At 63.2% G+C, this 23,540-nt stretch carries 16 protein-coding genes; 8 read left to right on the plus strand and 8 right to left on the minus strand.

Translation table 11 applies throughout. The features are described from left to right. The first annotated feature begins 716 nt into the window (after nt 1-716). The 4 genes from FFS45_RS28185 to FFS45_RS28200 all read left to right on the plus strand — a co-directional run bounded on the left by FFS45_RS28185 (nt 717) and on the right by FFS45_RS28200 (nt 6,563). Nucleotides 717-2,411 carry a collagen-like triple helix repeat-containing protein gene (locus FFS45_RS28185; protein ID WP_137957919.1) on the plus strand — a complete coding sequence of 565 codons (1,695 nt, stop codon included), beginning with the start codon at nt 717-719 and terminating at the stop codon, nt 2,409-2,411. Between the two features lie 140 nt (nt 2,412-2,551). After that, nucleotides 2,552-4,006 (plus strand): collagen-like triple helix repeat-containing protein, encoded by a 1,455-nt coding sequence (locus FFS45_RS28190; protein WP_137957920.1) that lies wholly within the window; start codon nt 2,552-2,554, stop codon nt 4,004-4,006. A 223-nt stretch (nt 4,007-4,229) separates the two neighbouring features. Beyond that, entirely contained in the window at nt 4,230-5,930 is a 1,701-nt protein-coding gene (locus tag FFS45_RS28195; RefSeq protein WP_137957921.1) for a POTRA domain-containing protein, read from the plus strand. Nucleotides 5,931-6,077: 147 nt separating this feature from the next. Then, nucleotides 6,078-6,563 carry a DUF2147 domain-containing protein gene (locus tag FFS45_RS28200; RefSeq protein WP_137957922.1) on the plus strand — a complete coding sequence of 162 codons (486 nt, stop codon included), beginning with the start codon at nt 6,078-6,080 and terminating at the stop codon, nt 6,561-6,563. Nucleotides 6,564-6,703: 140 nt separating this feature from the next. Here the strand turns inward: FFS45_RS28200 and FFS45_RS28205 are convergent, their stop codons facing one another. The 6 genes from FFS45_RS28205 to typA form a co-directional block, all read right to left on the minus strand. Continuing rightward, nucleotides 6,704-7,159, minus strand: a complete 456-nt coding sequence (locus tag FFS45_RS28205; protein ID WP_137957923.1) for a transposase — start codon at nt 7,157-7,159, stop codon at nt 6,704-6,706. Nucleotides 7,160-7,336: 177 nt separating this feature from the next. After that, nucleotides 7,337-8,434, minus strand: a complete 1,098-nt coding sequence (gene zapE, locus FFS45_RS28210) for a cell division protein ZapE (protein ID WP_137957924.1) — start codon at nt 8,432-8,434, stop codon at nt 7,337-7,339. A gap of 91 nt (nt 8,435-8,525) precedes the next feature. Next, a complete protein-coding gene (gene lpdA, locus FFS45_RS28215) occupies nt 8,526-9,956 on the minus strand; it encodes a dihydrolipoyl dehydrogenase (RefSeq protein WP_137957925.1) in 1,431 nt (476 codons plus the stop codon). 141 nt (nt 9,957-10,097) lie between these two features. Beyond that, nucleotides 10,098-11,375, minus strand: a complete 1,278-nt coding sequence (gene odhB / locus FFS45_RS28220) for a 2-oxoglutarate dehydrogenase complex dihydrolipoyllysine-residue succinyltransferase (protein WP_137957926.1) — start codon at nt 11,373-11,375, stop codon at nt 10,098-10,100. Nucleotides 11,376-11,498: 123 nt separating this feature from the next. Beyond that, nucleotides 11,499-14,360 carry a 2-oxoglutarate dehydrogenase E1 component gene (locus FFS45_RS28225; protein ID WP_137957927.1) on the minus strand — a complete coding sequence of 954 codons (2,862 nt, stop codon included), beginning with the start codon at nt 14,358-14,360 and terminating at the stop codon, nt 11,499-11,501. 329 nt (nt 14,361-14,689) lie between these two features. After that, complete coding sequence (typA, locus tag FFS45_RS28230) at nt 14,690-16,516, minus strand: translational GTPase TypA (RefSeq protein ID WP_137957928.1); 1,827 nt, start codon at nt 16,514-16,516, stop codon at nt 14,690-14,692. A 397-nt stretch (nt 16,517-16,913) separates the two neighbouring features. Between typA and FFS45_RS28235 the strand changes: the two genes are divergently transcribed. Genes FFS45_RS28235 through FFS45_RS28250 form a run of 4 tightly spaced genes read left to right on the plus strand, consistent with a single transcriptional unit; the run spans nt 16,914 to nt 21,994 of the window. After that, a complete protein-coding gene (locus FFS45_RS28235; RefSeq protein ID WP_137957929.1) occupies nt 16,914-17,432 on the plus strand; it encodes a MarR family transcriptional regulator in 519 nt (172 codons plus the stop codon). Between the two features lie 52 nt (nt 17,433-17,484). Next, nucleotides 17,485-19,080: an efflux transporter outer membrane subunit gene (locus tag FFS45_RS28240; RefSeq protein ID WP_137957930.1), complete on the plus strand. Its 1,596-nt coding sequence runs from the start codon at nt 17,485-17,487 to the stop codon at nt 19,078-19,080. A gap of 55 nt (nt 19,081-19,135) precedes the next feature. Further along, nucleotides 19,136-20,398 (plus strand): EmrA/EmrK family multidrug efflux transporter periplasmic adaptor subunit, encoded by a 1,263-nt coding sequence (locus tag FFS45_RS28245; protein ID WP_137957931.1) that lies wholly within the window; start codon nt 19,136-19,138, stop codon nt 20,396-20,398. Between the two features lie 33 nt (nt 20,399-20,431). Then, the gene (locus tag FFS45_RS28250) at nt 20,432-21,994 is read left to right on the plus strand and encodes a DHA2 family efflux MFS transporter permease subunit (protein WP_137957932.1); all 1,563 of its coding nucleotides are present in this window, start codon (nt 20,432-20,434) and stop codon (nt 21,992-21,994) included. 151 nt (nt 21,995-22,145) lie between these two features. Here FFS45_RS28250 and truB read toward each other — a convergent pair whose 3' ends face one another. Both truB and rbfA read right to left on the minus strand, forming a co-directional pair. Then, the gene (gene truB, locus FFS45_RS28255; RefSeq protein WP_137957933.1) at nt 22,146-23,081 is read right to left on the minus strand and encodes a tRNA pseudouridine(55) synthase TruB; all 936 of its coding nucleotides are present in this window, start codon (nt 23,079-23,081) and stop codon (nt 22,146-22,148) included. Between the two features lie 63 nt (nt 23,082-23,144). Further along, a complete protein-coding gene (gene rbfA, locus FFS45_RS28260; protein WP_094779626.1) occupies nt 23,145-23,510 on the minus strand; it encodes a 30S ribosome-binding factor RbfA in 366 nt (121 codons plus the stop codon). Between the last annotated feature and the right edge of the window lie 30 nt (nt 23,511-23,540).

The following is a 23,540-nucleotide window of genomic DNA, read 5'->3' on the forward strand; positions in this document are numbered from 1 at the left end:
GGCGTGCTCAACCGCATGACGGCTCTCGCTCGCCCGCAATCCGTTCGCATCGTTTGAAGTCAGCATCAAAGGTCCACCTTTGCCTTCAAATTCGATTTATGCAACAACGCCATGATGACCGCCTCTGCAGTGCCGTAACCGATGATTCTCTCGCTCATCGATCGCGGGTCTTTTGCACTGCCACAGCACAGTCATCGCAGCCGGCTTCAAAGCATTAAATTACGTTTGGCCGTCTGTTCGATATCGCACCTCCCTCGTCAAACTTAGATGCTCAGGGCTTTTATAGCGTACCAATCGTATTAAAGCAATTGTCCGCCGCCCTATGGGCGCTATTTTGTTTGAAGCCATCTGTCCAGCTAGATTAACGGCACTTCGTGCGTTGCAGCACATAGGACTAACCATAGGTTAGATTCGCTGCACTAATTATCCGTTTGAACAGATCGTTTCAAGCGCCGCCCATCCCCACGTTACGCATCCCACCGTAACGCCGAATCCGGCTCGTTACGTTACGCACGGCAAGAAACCGATTTCAAACGCGCCATTCAAGCGTCATTCCGATTCGATAAATGCTCCATCAATCGCCCGCAAAGCCGCGCTGTCGCTTGCTTTCAGCCCTGCCCAGCAGATTCATTGCGCATTCTCCAGTTGAAATGGCATGGGTGTTGCAGTGATAGGCCCGCAGCACTACCCAACAACACATGCGATTCGAGGGCGACATGAACATTCAAACGGCTAACTTCACGGTACGGGCAACGTTACTCGCGGCAACGGCAGCAGCCATGCTGTCACTGAGCGCCTGCGGCGGCTCGGGCACCTTGAGTTCGGGGACGGGGGGCAACGGTAGCAGCGGTAGCGGCAGCGATGGGGGCACGCTGTCGACGACGAGCGGCAACGGCTCGGGTATGGGCGCGACATCCGGCGCCTCGGATGGCTCGGGTTCAGGAAACGGCGCCGGCAGCACCTCAGGAAGCACCACGGGTGGCGTCACCGGCGGCGGCTCATCGAGCTCGGGCGGCGGCTCGAGCAGCGCCTCGGCGCAAGCCAACGCACTCGGCACCGTGGCCGGCAACACCGGCAATATCGTGAGCAACGTCGGCTCGACGGTCTCGGGGCTCGGCTCGGTGATCGGTTCGCAAACCGTCCCGGGGCTGAGCTCGGCAACCACCCAGTCGCTCGGCGGGATCGTGCAGAACGTCGGCGCGGCCGTCTCCACCCTTGGCAATGGCGTCACGCAAGGCCTTGGCCAGCTCGGCACCGGCGGCAATGCAATCGGCACCACGGTCTCCAGTCTGGGCGGCGTGGTCGGCAACGTCGGCGGCGCGGTCACCAGCACCGGCAATCTCGTGACAAGCCTCGGCAGCGGCCCGCTCGCCCCCCTCTCAGCGCTTACGTCGCCGCTCGGCGGTGTGATCGACACACTCGGTGGCGCCGTCACCAACGGCGGCAGCACGCTGACGACGGCCCTCTCCACCGGTCCGGTCGAACAGGTCACGCAAACCCTCAGCACGGCCATCACGCCGATCACCTCGATGGTCGCCTCCACGACCCAGACGGTCGGCACGGTGACGGGTCTCGGCGCGCCGGTCAACGGCCTGCTGTCGACGATCGGCGGCGGCCTCGGCAAGGCCGGCGGCCTGCTCGCTTCGACCGGCAACAACCCGGTCACCACGGGCCTCGGCAACGTCGTGACGAGTGCAGGCACAACGGTCTCGTCGGTCGGCGGCCTGCTGACGGGCGGCAGCACCAACCCGCTCGCCCCGCTTACGGGCCTGCTCGGCGGCCTGACCTCGGTCGCAGGCGGAAGCACCAGCGGCAGCAACCCGCTGGCTCCTGTCACCGGCCTGCTCTCCGGTCTCACCGGCACCCTGGGCGGCGCAACGGGCGGCAGCAGCAGCCCGCTCGCCCCGGTCACCGGCCTGCTCGGCAGCCTGACTTCAGTAGCCGGCGGAAGCACCAGCGGCAGCAACCCGCTGTCTCCTGTCACCGGCCTGCTCTCCGGTCTCACCGGTACCCTGAGCGGCGCAACGGGCGGCAGCAGCAACCCGCTTGCTCCCGTGACCAGTCTGCTCGGCAGCGTAACCGGCGCCGCAGGCAGCGCTTCCAGCGGCGGCGCACTGGCGCCCGTCACCGGCCTGCTGTCGAGCGTCACGGGCGCCTTGAACGGCGCAACGGGCGGCAGCAGCAGCCCGCTCGCCCCGGTCACGGGCCTGCTCTCGACGGTCACCGGCACGCTCGGCAGCACGACGACGACTGCCAGCAACGCCACCAAGAGCGTCACAACCACCGCCTCGGCCAGCCCGATCAGCGGCCTGACCTCGACTACCGGCAGCAGCAGCAACGCCGTCGGCGGCCTGCTTTCGCCCGTCACCTCGCTGTTGGGTGGCCTGCTCGGCGGCAGCCCGAAAAAGTAATCCGATCACCAGGCGAAGCGGGCAGCAGCGGATACGCGGCTTCCCCAGCTTCGCCTGAACTGAGCGGCGCCGCTCAGAGATGGCTGCACAGGCGCGCGGAGACCATCCATTCAGACTCACAAGAGACCGAGGAGCACCCTATGTCCACCCCACGTTTTTTTGTTCCCGAGGCGGCCTGCGCGACCGTGTCGTCACTGCGCGCACCGCTTACCGCACTCGCCGTCGCGTGCCTCCTCGCCGCTTGTGGCGGCAGCGGCCTCACCGTGCCGCCGGTCGCCTCCACCACCGGTAGCGGCTCGAGCGGCGGCACGACCACCACCACCGGCGGCAGCACCGGCAGCAGCGGTAGCACGCCCGGCGGCGGCACGACCACCACTACCACGACCACCGGCTCTACCGGCACCACCGGCGCGGTGACGGCAGCAGCGCAAACCGTCAACGACCTCGGCAATACGATCTCGTCGCAAAGCATCCCAGGTCTCAGCTCGCAGGTAACGCAAGGACTCGGCAGCACCGTGTCGGCCGCCAGCACTCCGCTGACCGCGCTCGCCAACGCGGTCAGCAACGGCGTCGGCCAGACCGGCTCCGTCGCCAATCCGCTCGGCACGACGGTGGGCGGCCTCGGCTCGGTTGTGTCGTCCACGAGCGGCGTCGTGCAGGGCTTGAGCACCACCGTCGCCGGACTCGGCACGGGCACGCTGGCCCCGCTCTCGCCCATTACGACGCCGCTGGCAAGCACGCTCAGCACGGTTGCCGGCGCGGTCAACGTCGGCGGCACGGTGCTTGGCAACGTGCTGTCGTCAGGGCCGGTGCAGCAGATCACGCAGCCTGTCAGCACCGCCATTACGCCGCTCGTGCAGACGGCGGGCATCCTCACGCAGACAGTCGGGACGACCACCGGCCTCGGCGCACCGGTCTCCGGCTTGCTCGGGCAGATCGGCGGCGCCATCAGCACGGCCGGATCGAGCGTCGGCTCGACCACGCAAAATCCGCTCGGCACCGACGTGGGCAAACTGATCGGCTCGATCGGCAACACCGTCACGAACGCCGGCGGTCTCGTCAATCCGAACGGCCCGAACGGCGCAGCGCCGATTCCCGGTCTGATCACGAGCCTCGTGGGCAGCACCAGCGTCGTCGTCGCCAATGGCCCGCCCACCGGCGCCGCCGCCAACGGCCTGCTCGGACCGCTGAACGCGTCGCTCGGCAGCCTGGGCCTCGGCTCCAATCCGCTCAATCTGGTGACCTCGCTGCTCGGCAGCTCGCCGCTCTCAGCGCTCTCGTCGGCTACCGCCGGCACGCCGCTGGCGTCGGTCACGGGCTTGCTCGGCAGCGTCCCGCTGGGCTCGGTCACTTCGGCTCTGGGTAACGTCACGAGCGCCGCGAACAGCTCCAACCCACTCTCGGCAGTCACCGGCGTCGTAAGCACGGTGACCACCGCAGCCAACGGCACGCCGGCGGGCTCGTTGCTCTCGCCTGTCACGGGCCTGCTCTCGACGCTCACCGGCACGCTCACCTCGGCGACCGGCTCGACGAGCAGCGCTGCCAGCGGCGCGACCTCGCTGCTGGGCGGGCTGATCCCGACGCAACATAAGTAGTCCGCAGCAGTGGACGGCGCCAGCCGCTCGCCGCCGCGTTCCGCAAGGGCCGCGGCGGTTTGCATAAGCAGTTCGCATGCTCACGTGCTCCGCAACGAACGGAGCACGTGGCGTAACACGCGCAAGCATGGCAGTATGCGCGAAGCCACACACAAGCGATCACGCCCCGTCAGGCCAGGCGGTGCGCTCGAATGATAAAAACGGCAATACGAGGGAAAATCCGATGAAACTCGGGTATGGCAGATGGACACTCCTGCTGGCGGCCATCGCCGCAGGCGCAGTGCAGGCGCAATCGCGTCCCGCGGTCGGCGGCAGTCCCGTCGGGGGCAACCCGATGGATTCGTTGCCTCAGGTCAACGCACCCGACAAGGGGCCCAACGTCACGCTGCAGGTGCAGCAGCAGGCGCCGCAGTTGCAGGCGTTGCTGGCGACGCATCTCACCCCCACCAAGTTTCAGGTGGAAGGCGTGAAAACGATTTCGTTCAACGAAGTTGCGCAGCGCTTCACCCCGCTCGTCGGCAAGGACATCACGATCGGCGACTTGATCCAGGTGGCCGACGGGGTCACCAAGCTGTATCAGTCACGCGGCTACGCGCTGTCATTTGCCTTCATACCCGCGCAGAACTTCGAGAACGGCGTGGTGCGTGTGACGGTGGTCGAAGGCTATGTGTCGGAAGTGAAGGTCACCGGCAACCCGGGTAAGGAAGAAGAGAAGATCCGCGCAATCGCCGAACATATACGCGAGGACCGGCCATTGCGGCGCGCCACCTTCGAGCGTTACATCAATGTATTGGGCATACTGCCGGGCATCAAGGTGGCCGCCAACGTGCCGCCGCCGCAAAACACCGACGGCGCCACCACGCTCGAACTCAAGGTCGAGCACAAGCCGGTCAATCTGAGTGCCGGGGTCAATTTCAATCAGCCCGGTGTGCAGGGACTCCTCACCGCGACCGAAAACGGCCTGACCTCGCTCGGCGAGCAACTGAGCGTCTCGGCGCTGCTGCCCAAGGGCCGCGACAACGTCACCTACCTTGCCGCCCACGGCGCAGTGCCGATCGGCAGCGACGGCCTCGTAGCGAAGATCGATGCGTCGCACTACCGCGGCAATCCGGTGGACAACCCGGGCCTGCCCTCCTACGTGGAGCGCACGGTCATCAACGACAAGATAGGCGGTTCGCTGTCCTATCCGCTTCTTTTGAGCAACAGCCAGAGCGTGATCGGCACCGTGTCGGCCTACGCGTCGCACGACGAAGACGACTATCAGAACCAGATCAACGGCGCGCGGATCGGGCTGCGCTCGCAAGTGCGCGTGCTGCAGTTGCAGGCCGACTACGCGAGCGTGCAAACCGGCCAGGTGCGCAAGGCGAGCGTGAACGTCGCGCAGGCCTTCGATATTCTGGGCGCATCGAAATCCGGCGAGTCGAACATACCTGGCGTCGTCGAAACCAACCCCGCTTCGCTGACATTCACGCGCACGGGCGCGAGCTTCTCGCAGACCAACGAGTGGCCGCTCAAGATCGGCACAGCGGTCGCCATGACGGGCCAGTACAGTCCCGATTCGCTGCCCACCTCGGAACAGATCTCGTTCGGCGCGCAACACTTCGCGCAAGGCTACGAGCCCGGTGAAGCGTCCGGGGATTCGGGCTGGGGTGCGTCGATTGAACTGAATCGCGGCTTCACGCCGGGCCTCACTTATCTGCAGACGTTCACGCCGTATGTGTCGTTCGACATGGCGCGCGTGTATCTGCATGCGGGTACGCCCTCGCCTTCAAAACTTTCGTCGATTGCGTTCGGGTTCCGCATCTCCGACGCCAAGTACTACACGCTCGACCTTTCGGTGGGCAAGGCCGTGGGCGATGCGCCGGTGGAAAGCGCTTCGCGTAGCCCGCGCATCAACGCGACCTTTTCGTATCAGTTGAATTGAGGCACGGGTTTTGCACCGTGACCGGTACGTACCGCCGTTTTGATTAGAGGGTCCACTATCAAACGGCGGGCGCACTTTCACGTATTCTGCGCTTTCAATAACGCCGCGCGACCACGATCGCGCCGACTTTCATCAAGGAGGAAGACAATGACATCGTTCACTCAACGCACCCGCGTCATCATGATGCGCACCGCTAAACAGGCGGCTCTCGCGGGCGTGCTGCTCGCCAGCGCCGTCACCGCCATGGCGCAGGCCGACAGCCCCATCGGCACTTGGCAAACCATCGACGATCACACGGGCCAGCCCAAGGCGCTCGTGCAGATCACCCAGGACAGCAATGGCGCACTGGACGGCAAGGTCATCAAGGGGCTCGGTCCGAACGACCAGCCCGACCGCCGCTGCACGGAGTGCACGGACGCACGCAAGGACCAGTTGATCCTCGGCATGACGATCATCAACGACCTGAAAAAGGATGGCGACGGCTGGGACGGCGGGGAGATTCTCGACCCGGAAAACGGCAAGGTCTACAAGTGCAAGATGCACCTTGAAGACGGCGGTCAAAAGCTGGTGGTGCGGGGGTATATCGGCGTTTCGCTGCTGGGCCGCTCGCAGACCTGGATTCGCCAGCAATAGGCTTAAGGGTCACGTACACAGTGCAACCGCATGTGTGCGGTGTCAATCAGCAACGCTGCAGGAACCCATAAAAAAACCGGCCGACGATTCTTTCGCGCGGCCGGTTTTTTTGCTTGAGCGGATTCAATTCGTTGGACTCATCATGCAGCTTGCTTGAAGGGCCCTGCGAAGCCGAATACCGAAGGCACCGCCGGTTGAGGCGCTGCCGGTCCGTAGAGTGGGGACTTGGCCGGTGCAGCAGGTGCGGCTTCCGCACGCGCAGCCTTCTCTTCGGGGCTGGCGTGGATGCGCATGCGCGACTCCATCATGGTGCACAACTCGGCGCTCGCCTCGCCGTACAACTGGTCCATCACGCGCTTGAGCACGCCCGATTCGTGCCAGGCTTTGAAACGCCGGTGGCAGGTTTGATACGACGGGTATTTGCGCGGCATGGCGGACCAGGTGGCGCCGCTGTACATCACCCACAGCACGCCGTTGAGCACGGAACGCGTGTTGGCGAGGGGCCGGCCGCGCAACTCGGTGCGCGGACGCAGCTCGGGGAGCAGCGGTGCAACGCGCTGCCATTCTTCATCATTGATATCGCGGTACGGGGTCATGGACTTCTCCTTCGTCAAAATCTATGACCAAGAAGATATCGGTTCACCCCCAGAGCGAATATAAGACCAATCCGAATCTTGAAAAGGCTAGCGGGACCGCCGGCGATAGGCTGGCGGCTCCTGATTTATCGCAATAGAAACCGTGTCTTAGGGAATCACGGCAACCTTAAGAATCGCTCAGGTCAGCGAGGTATCCACGATGCGGCGCGGCGCATCGAGATATTCCTTCGATTGCATCTCGACAATGCGCGACACCGTGCGGCTGAACTCGTTGGCCATCGGGCCGTCGGTGTACAACTGCTCAGGCGGCACGGCCGCCGACATCAGCAGCTTGACCTTGTGGTCGTAGAACACGTCGATAAGCCACGTGAAGCGGCGCGCTTCCGAGGCCATGCGCGCGCTCATCTGCGGCACGCCCGAGAGAATCACGGCGTGAAAGCGGCTCGCCAGTTCCAGATAGTCGTTTTGCGAACGCGGGCCGCCGCATAGCGTCGCGAAGTCGAACCAGACCACGCCGTCGGCGCGGCGCAGCGCCTTGAGCTCGCGCTTTTCGATATGCAGGATCGGACTCTCGTCGGGCACCGCGGCAAGACGCCCGTACGCGTCGCGCAGGGCCTTGTCGGCCGCGGCGCCAAGCGGCGTGTGATACACCTCGACCTGAGCCAGCGTGCGCTGCCGGTAGTCGACGCCCGCATCGACGTTGACCACGTCGAGCTTGGCCTTGATCAGCTCGATAGCGGGCAGCATGCGGTCGCGATGCAGGCCGTCCGGGTAAAGCGTGTCGGGATCGTAGTTGGAGGTCATCACGAACTGCACGCGGTTCTCGAACAGCTTGTCGAGCAGACGGTACAGGATCATCGCGTCGGCGATGTCGGAGACGTGAAATTCGTCGAAACAGATCACACGGTAGCGCTTGCCGATGCGGCGCGCCAGTTCATCGAGCGGATCGGCCTGGCCTTTCAGCTCTTCGAGTTCGCGGTGCACTTCGCGCATGAACTCGTGAAAGTGCAGGCGCGTCTTGCGCTGCACCGGCACGACCGTAAAAAAGCTGTCCATCAGGAAGCTCTTGCCTCGCCCCACCCCACCCCACATGTAAACGCCACGCGGCAGGTCCGGGTGAATCAGCAGTTTCGTGAACGCGTTCGAGCGGCGCGACTTGTACTCCACCCACTCCTCGTAGCACCGCTGCAGACGGTCGACCGCCGCGCGTTGCGCCGGGTCCGATTGATAACCCCGCGTCTGCAGTTCTTTTTCGTAGTATTCGGTGACGTTCATTTTGTGGCTGCAAAAAAAGAAGGCGGGAGGGAGTGAACCCGCCCGCCTTCGTCGTGAAGCTAAGCTGCTGCGATCAGTCAGGCGTGCGTGATTACATGTTCAGCGCGCGCTTGTCCACGGCGAGCGCCGCTTCGCGCATCACTTCGGACAACGACGGGTGCGGATGGCAAATGCGGCCGATATCTTCCGATGCCGCCTTGAACTCCATCGCCACCACGGCTTCCGCGATCAGGTCCGATGCGTTTGCCGAGATGATGTGCACGCCGAGCAGTTCGTCGGTCTTCGCGTCGGCGATCATCTTGACGAAACCATCCGCCTTGTTGATGCCGAGTGCGCGGCCGTTGGCCATGAACGGGAACTGGCCCGTCTTGATCTCGCGGCCCTCTGCCTTCAGTTGCTGTTCCGTCTTGCCGACCCATGCGATTTCCGGCTCGGTGTAGATCACCCACGGAATGCAGTTGTAGTCGATATGCGGCTTCTGGCCGTCGATGATTTCAGCGACCAGCACACCTTCGTCTTCAGCCTTGTGCGCGAGCATCGGACCGCGCACCACGTCGCCGATCGCATAGACGTTCGGCACTGCGGTTGCGCAGTGGTCGTCCACGTCGATAAAGCCACGCTCGTTGGCCTTCAGGCCGATCGCTTCGAGACCGAGGTTGTCGGTGTTCGGCACGCGGCCGATCGACACGATCAGCCGATCCGCTTCGAGCTTCTGCGCGTTACCGTCCTTATCCGTGTAGTTCAGCGTGACGCTGTTGTCGGTCGTCGTGACTTCGCCGACCTTCACGCCCACGTGAATATCCAGACCTTGCTTCTTGAACTGCTTGGCGGCTTCCTTCGCCAGGGCCTGGTCAGCCGCGCCGAGGAATTCCGGCAGCGCTTCGAGCACCGTGACGTCAGCACCGAGACGGCGCCACACCGAGCCGAGTTCCAGACCGATCACGCCGGCGCCGATCACGGCCAGCTTCTTCGGCACGGAGTCGAAGCTCAATGCGCCTTCGTTGTCGGCGACGATCTTGTTGTCGACCGGGATGCCCGGCAGATGGCGCGCCTTCGAACCCGTGGCGATGATCACGTTCTTTGCCGTGACGACTTCCGTTTCGCCTTCGCCGCTCACTTCGATCTGCACGCCGGCGTCGGTCTTGCCGGTGAACTTGCCATGGCCCTTGAGCCACGTAATCTTGTTCTTGCGGAACAGGAATTCGATGCCCTTGGTCATCTTCTCGACAATGCCTTCCTTGCGGGCCAGCATCTTCGTAATGTCGAGCTTCACATCCGACACGCTGATACCGTGGTCGGCGAGGTGGTGCTGCGCATTTTCGAATTCTTCCGACGACGCCAGGAGGGCCTTCGACGGAATGCAACCCACGTTCAGGCAGGTGCCGCCGAGCTTCAGCGCGCCGGCCGGGTTCTTCCACTTCTCGATACAGGCAACGGTCTTGCCGAGCTGCGCAGCGCGGATAGCTGCGATGTAGCCGCCGGGACCGGCACCGATCACGACGACGTCAAATTCTTTGGACATGACAATCCTTTTTATGGCGGGACGGCACGCGGCCAGGTTTCACGGCGCGCGCCGTTCCAGTACTGCCGAATGCTGGAGACGTGCTGCTTAGATGGCGCCGGTCTGCACGATGGCAGGAGCCGGCGCCGGCCGAACTGGCGCTTACAGGTCGAGCAGCAGGCGCGCCGGGTCTTCCAGCGCATCCTTCATGGCGACCAGCGACAGCACTGCTTCGCGACCGTCGATGATGCGGTGGTCGTACGACAGCGCCAGGTAGTTCATCGGGCGGATCACGATCTGGCCGTTTTCGACCACAGCGCGTTCCTTGGTGGCGTGCACGCCCAGGATTGCCGATTGCGGCGGGTTGATAATCGGCGTCGACAGCATCGAGCCGAACACACCGCCGTTCGAGATCGAGAACGTACCACCGGTCATTTCTTCGATCGACAGCTTGCCGTCCTTGGCCTTCTGGCCGAATTCAGCAATCTTCTTTTCGATGTCGGCGAGGCTCAGCTGATCTGCGTTGCGCAGGATCGGCACCACCAGGCCACGCGGCGAACCGACCGCGATACCGATGTCGAAGTAACCGTGATAGACGATGTCGTTACCGTCGATCGACGCGTTCACCAGCGGGAACTTCTTCAGTGCGTGGACCGCAGCCTTGACGAAGAACGACATGAAGCCGAGCTTCACACCGTGTTCCTTCTCAAACTTGTCCTTGTACTTGTTGCGCAGGTCCATCACCGGCGCCATGTTCACTTCGTTGAACGTCGTGAGGATGGCGTTGGTTTGCTGCGACTCGAGCAGACGCTCGGCGATACGCGCGCGCAGGCGCGACATCGGCACGCGTTGTTCCGGGCGGTCCTTGAGCCACGCTTCGGCCGATGCCGGAGCCTTGACGTCCGGCAGCGACGGCTTGGCAGCCTTCGGTGCGGCGGCGGGAGCGGCCTTGGCAGCCGGTGCCGGAGCGGCGCCGGCGGTCAGCACGTCACCCTTGGTGATGCGGCCGTCACGGCCCGTGCCGGCGACGTCGCCCGACGCCAGGTTCTTTTCCGCCAGCAGCTTGGCGGCGGCTGGCGAAGCGACCGTGCTGGCACCCGTTGCGGATGCAGCCTGAGCAGCCGGTGCGGCTGCGGGTGCCGGGGCGGCAACCGGAGCCGGCTTCACTTCAGCTTCGACAGCAGCGGCGCCAGCGGTGCCTTCCGTGTCGATCTTGGCGATCACCTGATCGGCGGTAACGATATCGCCGTCGTTGGAGATGACTTGTGCGAGCACGCCAGCCGCGGGGGCCGGCACTTCCAGCACGACCTTGTCGGTCTCGATTTCGATGAGGATTTCGTCGACCGCGACAGCCTCACCGGGCTTCTTCTTCCACTGCAGCATGGTGGCTTCCGACACCGACTCCGACAGCTGGGGGACCTTGACTTCAACAATAGCCATTGTGATTTTCCTGAATACGTATCTGGTGACAACGAACCGTCTGCGAACCCTGATCTGCGACGTTTAAGCCATCAGATGCGGTGCGGGAAAGCGCGCTGCGCTTTCCCGGTTCGGTTCAAAAAGTTATTTGGCGATCGACGCGCTCTTCAGACGGCCGAATGCACCTTCAACCAGCGCCTTCTGCTGCTCGTAATGCTTCGCGTAGTACCCAACTGCCGGCGAAGCCGAAGCCGGACGGCCGCTGTAGGCCAGCTTCTGCCCTTCCTTCATGCCTTCCTTCAGGTGGTGCTCGATGTAGAACCACGGGCCCTGATTCTGCGGCTCGTCCTGCACCCAGACCACTTCGGTGGCATTGTCGTACTTCTTCATTTCCGCTTCGAACTGCTTGTGCGCGAACGGATAGAGCTGTTCGATACGCACGATCGCGACGTCGTTTGCCTTCGCTTCGCGGCGATGTGCGAGCAGGTCGTAGTACACGCGGCCCGAGCAGACCACGACGCGCTTGACCTTCTTCGCTTCGATCGCTTCGTCGATTTCGCCGAGGATCGGCTGGAACGCGCCCTTTGCCAGTTCGGACAGGTCCGACACGGCTTCCTTGTGACGCAGCAGCGACTTCGGCGTGGCGACGATCAGCGGCTTGCGGAACAGGCGGATCATCTGACGGCGCAGCAGGTGGAAAATCTGCGCCGGCGTGGTCGGCTGAACGACCTGCATGTTGTGGTCTGCGCACAGTTGCAGGAAACGCTCGATACGTGCCGACGAGTGCTCCGGGCCCTGGCCTTCATAGCCGTGCGGCAGCAGCATCGTGAGACCCGAAACACGGCCCCACTTCACTTCGCCCGACGAGATGAACTGGTCGATCACGACTTGCGCGCCGTTCACGAAGTCGCCGAACTGCGCTTCCCATGCGACAAACGTATTCGGCTCAGCGGTCGAGTAACCGTATTCGAAGCCCAGCACCGCTTCTTCCGACAGCACCGAGTCGATCACCGTGAACTTCGCCTGACCTTCGGCGATGTTCTGCAGCGGCACGTAGGTGCCGTCGTTCCAGCGTTCGCGGTTCTGATCGTGCAGCACTGCGTGACGGTGCGTGAACGTGCCGCGGCCCGAGTCCTGACCGGTCAGGCGCACGGCGTAGCCCGATGCGACCAGCGACGCGAATGCCAGGTGTTCGCCCATGCCCCAGTCGAGCTTCGCTTCACCACGGCCCATCGCGCGACGGTCGTTGATGACGCGCTCGACGAGCGGGTGCACCTTGAAGTTTTCCGGAATCGTGGTGATGCGCTCGGCGAGACGCTTCAGTTCGGCGAGCGGCACTGCCGTGTCGGCTGCATCGGTCCACTTGCGGTTCAGGAACGGCACCCAGTCCACCGCGTACTTGCTCTTGTAGTTCGAGAGCACCGGGTCGACCGTGTGATGGCCTTCGTCCATCGCCTTGCGGTATGCCTTGACGAATTCTTCCGCGTCGGCAGCCGTGATCACGCCTTGTTGCACCAGCTTCTCAGCGTACAGTGCGCGCGTGCCCGGGTGCTTGGCAATCGTCTTGTACATCAGCGGCTGCGTGACCGCCGGCGTGTCCTGCTCGTTGTGGCCGAGCTTGCGGAAGCAGACGATATCGACGACGACGTCCTTGTGGAACTGCATGCGGAAGTCGATGGCGAGCTGCGTAGCCAGCACCACGGCCTCGGGATCGTCACCGTTCACATGCAGCACCGGCGCCTCGATCATCTTGACGACGTCCGAGCAGTACAGCGTCGAGCGCGAGTCGCGCGGGTCCGACGTGGTGAAGCCGATCTGGTTGTTGATGACGATGTGCAGCGTGCCGTGCGTGCCGTAACCACGCGTTTGCGCGAGGTTCAGCGTTTCCATCACGACGCCCTGGCCGGCGAAGGCCGCGTCGCCGTGGATCTGCACCGGCAGCACCTGCAGGCCGCTGTCGTCGCCGCGGCGGTCCATACGGGCCTTGGCCGAGCCTTCGACCACCGGGTTGACGATTTCAAGGTGCGACGGGTTGAACGCGAGCGACAGGTGAACCGGGCCGCCTTCGGTCGAAACGTCCGACGAGAAACCCTTGTGGTACTTGACGTCGCCTGCCGGCAGATCGTCGACGTGCTTGCCTTCGAATTCGGCGAAGAGGTCAGCCGGCATCTTGCCGAGCGTATTGACCAGCACGTTCAGACGGCCGCGGTGGGCCATGCCGATGACGATTTCCTGGACGCCGCGGGCGCCGCCGTGGCGCACGACTTCGTCCATCGAGGCGATGAAGCTTTCGCCGCCTTCGAGCGAGAAGCGCTTCTGGCCGACGTACTTGGTGTGCAGGAAGCGCTCGAGGCCTTCAGCGGCCGTCAGGCGGTTCAGGATGTGTTTCTTCTTGTCAGCCGAGAAGTTCGGCGTGGAGCGGATCGACTCGAGACGCTCTTTCCACCAGCGCTTCTGTTCCGGATCGCTCAGGTACATGTACTCGACACCGATCGTGCCGCAGTACGTGTCGCGCAGCGCCTTGACGATCTCGCGCAGCGACGCGCGCTCGAACCCGAAGTACAGGTTGGTCGCGCTGAATTCCTGGTCCATGTCGGCTTCAGTGAAGTCGTAGAACGCAGGTTCGAGTTCGGGAATAGCGGGACGTTCGCGGCGCTTCAGGGGATCCAGATTGGCCCATTGCGTGCCGAGGAAGCGATACGCGCCGATGAGGGACTGCACATAGACTTGCTTGCGCGCGGTAGCGAGGTCTTCGCCGCCCGTTGCGGTGCGCGGGATGAAGGCATTCGCCTTGGCCCGTTGTGCAAATGACTCGACGATCGGGCCATGGGCCACGTCGTTGGCATTGCTGCCATCCGATGCAGGAACGTTCTGCAACGCGTCGAAATACACACGCCAGTTCTCGGGCACTGACGCCGGATTATCGAGATACGCTTCGTACATTTCTTCTACGTACGGAGCGTTGCCGCCGAACAGATAGGAGTTCGACTGGAATTGCTTCATCATGTTTACGCTCACCTTTCTTCGAGTTTCTCGAGAAATAGCGGGTTACTCAAACCTTCCGCGACACGGCCTGACCGTTTGGCGGATTGCGCGAATCAAGTCTTGCTTGGAAGGACCTTAACTTGCATCCGCGGAAGCATATCACATAACAGATAGTGCAGATAGCAGACACAGTGCCGCGAAAGCCTTTCCTGACGGGCTTTCGCGGACCTTTCCAGGAAACGAAACAGTGTTATTCACAGCCAACGGAGATAACTGTTTACCGGGCTGGAAATAACAAAAGCCGCCCAAAGGCGGCTTTTGTGTTGCATTGCACGATAGAAGCAGGCGGATCAGTCCACCGCGCCCTTACGGCTTGCGCTGCGGCGCTCGTGTTCCTTCAGGTAGCGCTTGCGCAGACGGATCGATTGCGGCGTGACTTCGACCAGTTCGTCGTCGTCGATGAATTCCACCGCGTATTCGAGCGACATCTGGATTGCCGGCACGAGACGCACGGCTTCGTCGGTGCCCGACGCGCGCACGTTGGTGAGCTGCTTGCCCTTGATCGGATTCACAACGAGGTCGTTGTCGCGGCTGTGAATGCCGATGATCATGCCTTCATACAGCGCCTCGCCCGGCGACACGAACATGCGGCCGCGATCCTGCAGCTTCCACAGTGCATACGCGACTGCCGCGCCGTCGTCCTGCGAGATCAGCACGCCGTTGCGACGCTCACCCACCGCGCCGTCCTTGACCGGCTGATATGAGTCGAACGTGTGGCTCATCAGGCCCGTGCCGCGTGTGAGCGTGAGGAATTCCGACTGGAAGCCGATCAGGCCGCGCGCCGAAATACGGTACTCGAGACGCGTACGGCCGCGGCCGTCCGACGCCATGTCGAGCATTTCGCCCTTGCGGCGGCCCAGCTCTTCCATCACGCCGCCCTGGTGGCTGTCTTCCATGTCGACGGTCAGGTTTTCGTACGGCTCGTGCTTCACGCCGTCGATTTCCTGCATCACCACGCGCGGACGCGAGACGGCCAGCTCGTAGCCTTCGCGGCGCATGTTTTCGACGAGAATGGTCAGGTGCAGCTCACCACGGCCGGCCACTTCGAAGGTGGTTTCGTCGCCGGTGTCACGCACGCGCAGCGCCACGTTGTGGTTCAGTTCCTTCATCAGACGATCGCGAATCTGGCGGCTCGTCACAAACTTGCCTTCACGGCCAGCCAGCGGCGACGAATTCACGAGGAAGTTCATCGTCAGGGTCGGCTCGTCCACCGTGATCATCGGCAGTGCTTCCGGGGCTTCCGGTGCGCAGATGGTCACGCCAATGCCGATTTCTTCGATGCCGTTGATCAGCACAATGTCGCCGGCTTCAGCCGAATCCACCTGGACGCGCTCGAGACCCTTGAACGACAGGACCTGGTTGATCTTGCGGTTGAGGATCGCGCCGTCCGGGCCCGAACGCACGGCGACTGCCATGCCCGGCTTGATACGGCCGCGGGTGATGCGACCCACGCCGATACGGCCCACGTACGACGAATAGTCGAGCGAGGTGATCTGCAGTTGCAGCGGGGCTTCCGGATCTGCCGGGCGAACCGGCACGTGTTCCAGCACGGCTTCGAACAGCGGGCGCATGTCGCCTTCGCGCACGTCCGGGGTCAGGCCGGCGTAGCCGTTCAGGCCCGATGCGTAGACGATCGGGAAGTCGAGCTGCTCGTCCGTCGCGCCCAGCTTGTCGAACAGGTCAAACGTCTGGTTAATCACCCAGTCGATCCGCGCACCCGGGCGGTCGACCTTGTTGATCACCACGATCGGCTTGAGGCCGAGCGCCAGCGCCTTCTTCGTGACGAAGCGCGTTTGCGGCATCGGGCCTTCGACCGCGTCGACCAGCAGCAGCACCGAGTCGACCATCGACAGCACGCGCTCCACTTCGCCTCCGAAGTCGGCGTGGCCCGGCGTGTCGACGATGTTGATGTGCGTGCCTTCGTACTCGACCGCGCAGTTCTTCGACAGGATCGTGATGCCACGTTCCTTTTCGATGTCGTTCGAGTCCATCACGCGCTCGGCAACCTGCTGGTTGTCACGGAACGTGGCGGTCTGACGGAGGAGCTGGTCGACGAGCGTAGTCTTGCCGTGGTCGACGTGGGCAATAATGGCGATGTTGCGTAGGGCGCGGGTCATAGGAACCTGGGGACAGTTGAGTGCGCCAGCAGCAGCATTGTGTACAAAGCCAACAAAGCCCAAAGCGCACTTTTGGGAACCCAAAATTATAGCACGCGCAGATTAAGGTTCTCTGGTATTCCCTTACTAGCTGCCATCCCACTGCCCTGATCCCGACATCGGGACACACCTTTCCTTACGTTTCATTCCTACTTGCCGGCACCTGCGCCACTCCGCGCCAGGAGCCGTGCCGGCCAGCACCGGCGCGCCCATGCGCTCCGATTCTCCCATGGCGGTCGTCGGCTTTTAAGAGCTTGAGTGGGTATAGATCCTTGCCTAAGCTGCAATAACGCTTGCCGTGTCAACTAACCCCCTCTTATAATCCTGCTTAGTCAACCATTGCAGTCGCATGAGAATCATGACGGATCAGACCCAAATGTCGCCGGAAATCAGTGCCTACCAGCTAGGCGAAAGCGTCGGCTATCTGATTTCGCGCGTGAAATCGACCGCGTCCAATCTTGTGACGCAACGCACCATGGCCGAGCTTGGCATTACCAGCCAGCAGGCCAGCATCCTGTTCATGGTGGCGAGCGGAAAATGCCTGCTGGCGGCCGAACTGGCCCGTGAATACGGCATTGACGCCAGCGCAGTCACGCGCCTAGTCGACCGGCTGGAGAAGCGCGGACTGCTGAGCCGGGTGCGCAGCGTTGAAGACCGGCGGGTTGTCCGGCTCGCCTTGACACCCGAAGGCCACAGCATTGCGCGACGCATGCCGGCGATTTTCAACGGCGTCATGGACGGTCTTCTGGCCGGTTTCACACCGGAAGAAGTCGGTTTTCTGAAGAGCATGCTGCGCCGTGTGCTGACCAACAGCGGCTGCGATCTATCGGGCATAACCCGTGACATGACAATAAATTCCGACGGCCGATCGTCATAAGCTGATTGCAGTGTCCATCATTACATTCCACTCACACGCAAAGAGTCGAGCGATGAAATCCCTTTCCCTGTCCGCGCCCGCACTGTCGTGCCGGGCCGCCGTCACCGCAGCGGTGGCGGCGCTCGCCCTTACAGGGTGCGCGAACTACATTGGTATCAAGAGCGACAAGCAGATGTCGTCGCCGGGGCAGTACGAGTCGAACCAGAGCCTGCCGTCGCAGGGCGGCCAGTGGCCGTCGCTCGACTGGGCCAACCAGTTCGGCGACCCGCAACTGCCGCAACTGATTGCGGAGGCGCTGGAAGGCAGTCCGTCGATCGCCCAGGCGCAGGCGCGCATCGCCAAGGCCTCGTCGTACATCGAAAGTTCGCGCTCGAACCTGTATCCGAAGGTCAACGGCAGCTACTCGTGGAACCGCGAGATCTACTCGGCAAACTCGATCTACCCGCCACCCTATGGCGGCACGTGGTATAGCGAAAACAACGTGCTGGCGAGCGCCTCGTGGGATCTGGACCTGTGGGGCAAGAACCGGCAACGCCTCGGCCAGGCGGTGTCGCAGGAAAAAGCGGCGGAGGCGGATATGCAGCAGGCGCGCGTGACGCTCGCCGCCTCGGTTGCCAGCACCTACAACCAGCTCGCGCAACTGTATGCGCTGCGCGATATCGCCGCGCGTGAAATCGCCAATCGCCAGGACATCGGCCGGATCACCAACGGACGCGTCGCCGCCGGCCTCGACACCAATGTCGAGCGGCAGACCGCGAACGGCAATATCGCCACCAGCCAGTCCAACCTGACCGACCTCGACGGCCAGATCACCACGGTGCGCTACCAGCTCGGCGCCCTGCTCGGCAAGGGGCCCGACCGCGGCCTGCAGATCGCCAAGCCGGTTTTGACGACCGGCAACACCGTCGCACTGCCGGATAACGTGCCTGCCGATCTGGTGTCACGCCGCCCGGATATCGTGGCGGCACGCTGGCAGGTGGAAGCCGAAATGCACGACGTGAAGGAAGCGAAGGCGGAGTTTTTCCCGGACATCAACCTGTCCGCGGGGCTCGGCTTCGACGCGTTCGGCTGGGGCAAATTCCTGACTTCATCGAGCCGTAACATGCAGTTCGGTCCGGCTGTTCACCTGCCGATCTTCGACGCCGGTGCATTGCGCTCGCAATTGAAGGGCCGTTACGCCGACTTCGATCTGGATGTGGCGAACTACAACCAGACGCTGATCAATGCGCTGTCGGACGTGGCCACGCAAATTGCGACGATCCGCTCGATCGACCAGCAGTCGGGCGACGCGCAGCGGGCGCTCGACGCCTCGACCAAGGCCTATCAGCTGGCCGTGATCCGTTACAAGGCCGGCCTCTCGGAGCAACTGCAGGTGCTGACCGCCGACCAGAACCGCCTCGCCGCCGAGCAGACGGTGACGAACCTCAAGATGAGACGCCGTGACATGCAGATCGGCCTCATCAAGGCACTAGGCGGCGGTTTCGACGCGACGCAGACCGGCCTTGTGGTGCCTACCGACGCCAAGGCCGACGCCAAGGCCGACGCTAAGGCCGACGCTAAGGCCGACGCTAAGGCCGACGCTCAGGCCGATGCAAAGGCAGCGCCAGCCGCCTCCGCCGTACCGGCCACGCAGGCAGCAGCGAACTGAACGCGCACGCCCATCCGAATAAACGACGCAGATTGAGAGAATACGGAGCATATCCATGAGCACCCCCCAGCAACCCGCTGCCAGCGCACAAGCAGCGAACAACGGCAAACGCAAGCGCATGATGACGCTGCTCGTCATCGTGATCCTGATTGCCGCAATCGCCTACGGGCTGTACTACTTCCTCGTGGCGCGCTTCCACGAGTCGACTGACGACGCGTATGTGAACGGCAACGTCGTGCAGATCACGCCGCAAGTGACCGGCACAGTCATCGCGGTCAATGCCGACGACACGCAGACAGTGAAGGCCGGCGACCCGGTGGTCGTGCTGGACCCGGCCGACGCACGCGTCGCGCTGCAACAGTCCGAAGCCAATCTCGGCCAGGTGGTGCGCCAGGTGCGCGGCCTGTTCGCCGACGACAACCAGTACCAGGCGCAAGTGGAAGTGCGTGAAGCGGATCTGTCGCGCGCCCAGGACGACCTGCGCCGCCGCATGCTGGTGGCCCAGACCGGCGCTGTGTCGCTGGAAGAGATCTCCCACGCCCGCGACGCCGTGAAGAGCGCCCAGGCCGCGCTCGACGCCGCCAAGCAGCAGCTCGCCTCGAACCGCGCGCTGACCGCCAACACCACGATTGCCGACCACCCGAACGTCGAAGCAGCCGCCGCCAAGGTGCGCGACGCCTATCTGGCCAACGCCCGCAACACGCTGCCGGCGCCGGTCACCGGCTATGTCGCGAAGCGCTCGGTGCAGGTCGGCCAGCGCGTCTCGCCGGGCAACCCGCTGATGGCGATCGTGCCGCTCGGCGGCGTATGGGTTGACGCGAACTTCAAGGAAGTTCAGCTGAAGCATATGCGCATCGGTCAGCCGGTTGAACTGACGGCGGACGTGTACGGTTCGTCGGTGGTGTTCCACGGCAAGGTGGTGGGCTTCTCGGCAGGCACGGGCTCGGCCTTCTCGCTGCTGCCGGCGCAGAACGCGACCGGCAACTGGATCAAGGTGGTGCAGCGTCTGCCGGTGCGGGTCGCGCTCGACCCGCAAGAGCTTGAAAAGCATCCGCTGCGCATTGGCCTGTCGATGAACGTCGACGTCAACATCAAGGACGAAAACGGCGGCCAGTTGGGCGATGTGCCGAACACGGTTTACCAGACCAATGTGTTCGACAAGTACGGCGACCAGGCCGACGCGGAAATCGCCCGCATCATTGCTGAAAACGCCGGCCCGAATGCAGGCCACGGTGCAAGTCAGGCCACTAGCCAAAGCCCCGCCGGCTCGCAGAATTCCGCTGCGCGCGATACGAAGGCATCCACGAAGGCAATGTAAGGCTGCGCCACGTTCTAACAAGGCTTCTAATACATGGCTCAGGCTCAAGCGCAAGTCCCTCATCCGCCGTTAGAGGGCGCGCAACTGGTGATCGGCACCATCGCAGTGTCGCTGGCCGTTTTCATGAACGTGCTCGACACCTCGATTGCGAACGTGTCGATCCCGTCCATCTCCGGGGATCTCGGCGTCTCGTCCGATCAGGGCACGTGGGTGATCACCTCGTTCGCCGTGGCGAACGCGATCTCCGTGCCCCTGACCGGCTGGCTCACCGAGCGCATCGGCCAGGTGCGCCTGTTCATGGCGTCGATCATCCTGTTCGTGATCTCGTCGTGGATGTGCGGCCTGGCTCCGTCACTGCCCTTCCTGCTCGCCTCGCGCGTGCTGCAGGGCGCGGTGGCCGGGCCGATGATTCCGTTGTCGCAAACCCTGCTGCTCGCCAGCTATCCGCGCGCCAAGGCGCCGATGGCGCTTTCCATGTGGGCGATGACCACCCTGATTGCGCCGGTGGCAGGACCCATTCTGGGCGGCTGGATCTCGGACAACATCTCGTGGCCGTGGATCTTCTACGTCAACATTCCGGTCGGCACGGTAGCCGCCATTGCGACATGGTCGATCTTCCGCAATCGCGACTCGGTGATTCGCAAGGCGCCCATCGACGGCGTCGGGCTCGGCTTGCTGATTGTCTGGGTCGGCTCGCTGCAGATCATGCTCGACAAGGGCAAAGATCTCGACTGGTTTTCGTCGACCACTGTCGTGGTGCTGGCGTTGACCGCCGTGATCGCGCTCGCGTTCTTCATTGTCTGGGAGCTGACCGCGGAGCATCCGGTGGTCGACCTGTCGCTGTTCAGCAAGCGTAACTTCACTGGCGGCACGGTTGCGCTATCGATCGGCTACGGACTCTACTTCGGCAATCTCGTGTTGCTGCCGCTGTGGTTGCAGACCGACATCGGCTATACGGCGACGGATGCCGGTCTCGTGATGGCGCCGGTCGGGCTGTTCGCGGTGCTGCTCTCGCCGCTCACCGGCAAGATCCTGCCGCGTACGGACCCGCGCTATATCGCCACCTTGTCGTTCCTCGTATTTGCGTTGTGCTTCTGGATGCGCTCGCGCTATACGACCGGAGTGGATGAAGGCTCGCTGCTGCTGCCCACGTTGATTCAGGGCATCGCGATGGCGGGGTTCTTCATTCCGCTCGTGTCGATCACCTTGTCGGGCCTGCCCGGCAACCGGATTCCGGCCGCATCGGGTCTGTCGAACTTCGTGCGGATCATGTGCGGCGGTATCGGTACGTCGATCTTCCAGACCGCGTGGGATCACCGCACGATCCTGCATCACGCGCAACTGACCGAGCAGGCCAATGCGTACAACCCGGTGTTCGATCAATCGATCCGGCAGATGGGCACGGCCGGCTTCAGTCAGCCTCAAGCGTATGGTCTGTTCAACAACATGGCGTCGCAACAGGCCGCGCAGTTGGGCGTGAACGATCTGTTCTTTATCTCGGCGGGAATTTTTGTCGCGCTGATCGGGCTGATCTGGATCACGAGACCCGAGCGCGCGGGTGGTGACGCCGGCGCGGCGGCTTCGGCGGCGCATTGATTTATGATGCCTGAGGTCGCGGCGAGGATGGTGTCCTAAAGATCTCGCAAGGTATAACGGCAGGCACCCTCTTCGAGGCTGTCACGCAGCAAAGAAAAAGGCAGGGCCGCAGTAATGCGGTCCTGCCTTTTTGCTTCTCGCGGGTCGCGCGTTAGCTCGCTGCAGTCACCACCAGCCGTTCCGGCGCAAGCACACCCTCGCCCAGTTTCGCCACACCCAGCAGCTTTCCTTCTGCTGCATAGACGCGCACGCGCTCGGCATTTACCGCCTCGCTCGTCAGCACCAGATCCGCCATTCTCAGCCGCTGGCCATGCAGAAACCGCCGCGTCGCTTCAGCGTCGAGCTGTACCGCCGGGAACGTCGACAGCAGCGCATCGACCGGTTGCAGCCATTGGTCACGCTCGCCTTCGGCGGCATCAGACAACGCATCGAGCGTCACCGCATGCTCCAGCGTCAACGCGCCGACACCGGTACGCCGCAATGCCACCAGATGCGCGCCGCAGCCCAACGCCTCGCCGATATCCTCAGCCAGCGTGCGCACATAGGTGCCCTTGCTGCAGGTCACACGAAACGTCACATCGGGCAGCGCACACGAAAGCATCTCCAGCGCGAGGATGGTCACCTGGCGCCCTTCCCGCTCAACCGTCTGACCCGCGCGGGCATATTCGTACAAGGGCTTGCCGTCGCGCTTGAGCGCCGAGTACATCGGCGGCACCTGCACGATATCGCCTAGAAAACCCGCCATCGCCGCCACTACCGCCGCCTCGTCGCAACTCACTTCGCGCGTCTCGACCGCATCGCCTTCCGCATCGCCGGTGGCCGTGCGGATACCGAGGCGCATGGTGGCCTCATAGGTCTTGTCCGCTTCGAGCAGATCCTGCGAGAACTTGGTTGCCTCGCCGAAACACAGCGGCAGCAAACCGGTCGCGAGCGGATCGAGCGTACCGGTATGGCCGGCCTTCTTCGCGAGATAAAGACGCTTCACCCGGATCAGCGCGTCGTTGCTCGACAGGCCGATGGGCTTGTCGAGCAGCAAGACGCCGTCGAGCGCGCGACGCGGCACACGTGGCCGTTGAGGTGCGGTCATATCAGATAGTGAGGACGGGCAAAATTCAGCGACATAGCAAACCGCGCACCAAACCGCGCGCAATCAGTCTTCTTTGGCGCGGTTGGCGTTCGCCTCGTCGATCAGGCGCGACATTTCTACGGCCCGCTCAATGGTCTTGTCGTAGTGGAAATGCAGCGTCGGCACCGTATGGATATGCAAACGCTTGAACAACTGGTTGTGCAGATGGCCGGCCGCATGGGTCAGCGCTTCCAGCGTCTGTTGCGGATCGCCGGTCAGCGTCGTGAAGTAGACCTTCGCGTGCGCGTAGTCCGGTGTCAGCTCGACGCTCTGAATCGTGACGATGCCGATGCGCGGGTCTTTGACCTCGCGCAGCAGTTCGGACAGATCGCGCTGGATCTGGTCGGCGATCTGCACGTTGCGATTGGGAGAAGTACGTTTCTTGGGCATGGTGAATCCGTGATCCGTTTGACCGGATGG

The sequence above is a fragment of the Burkholderia sp. 4M9327F10 genome, from assembly GCF_005503145.1.
Classification (GTDB): Bacteria; Pseudomonadota; Gammaproteobacteria; order Burkholderiales; family Burkholderiaceae; genus Paraburkholderia.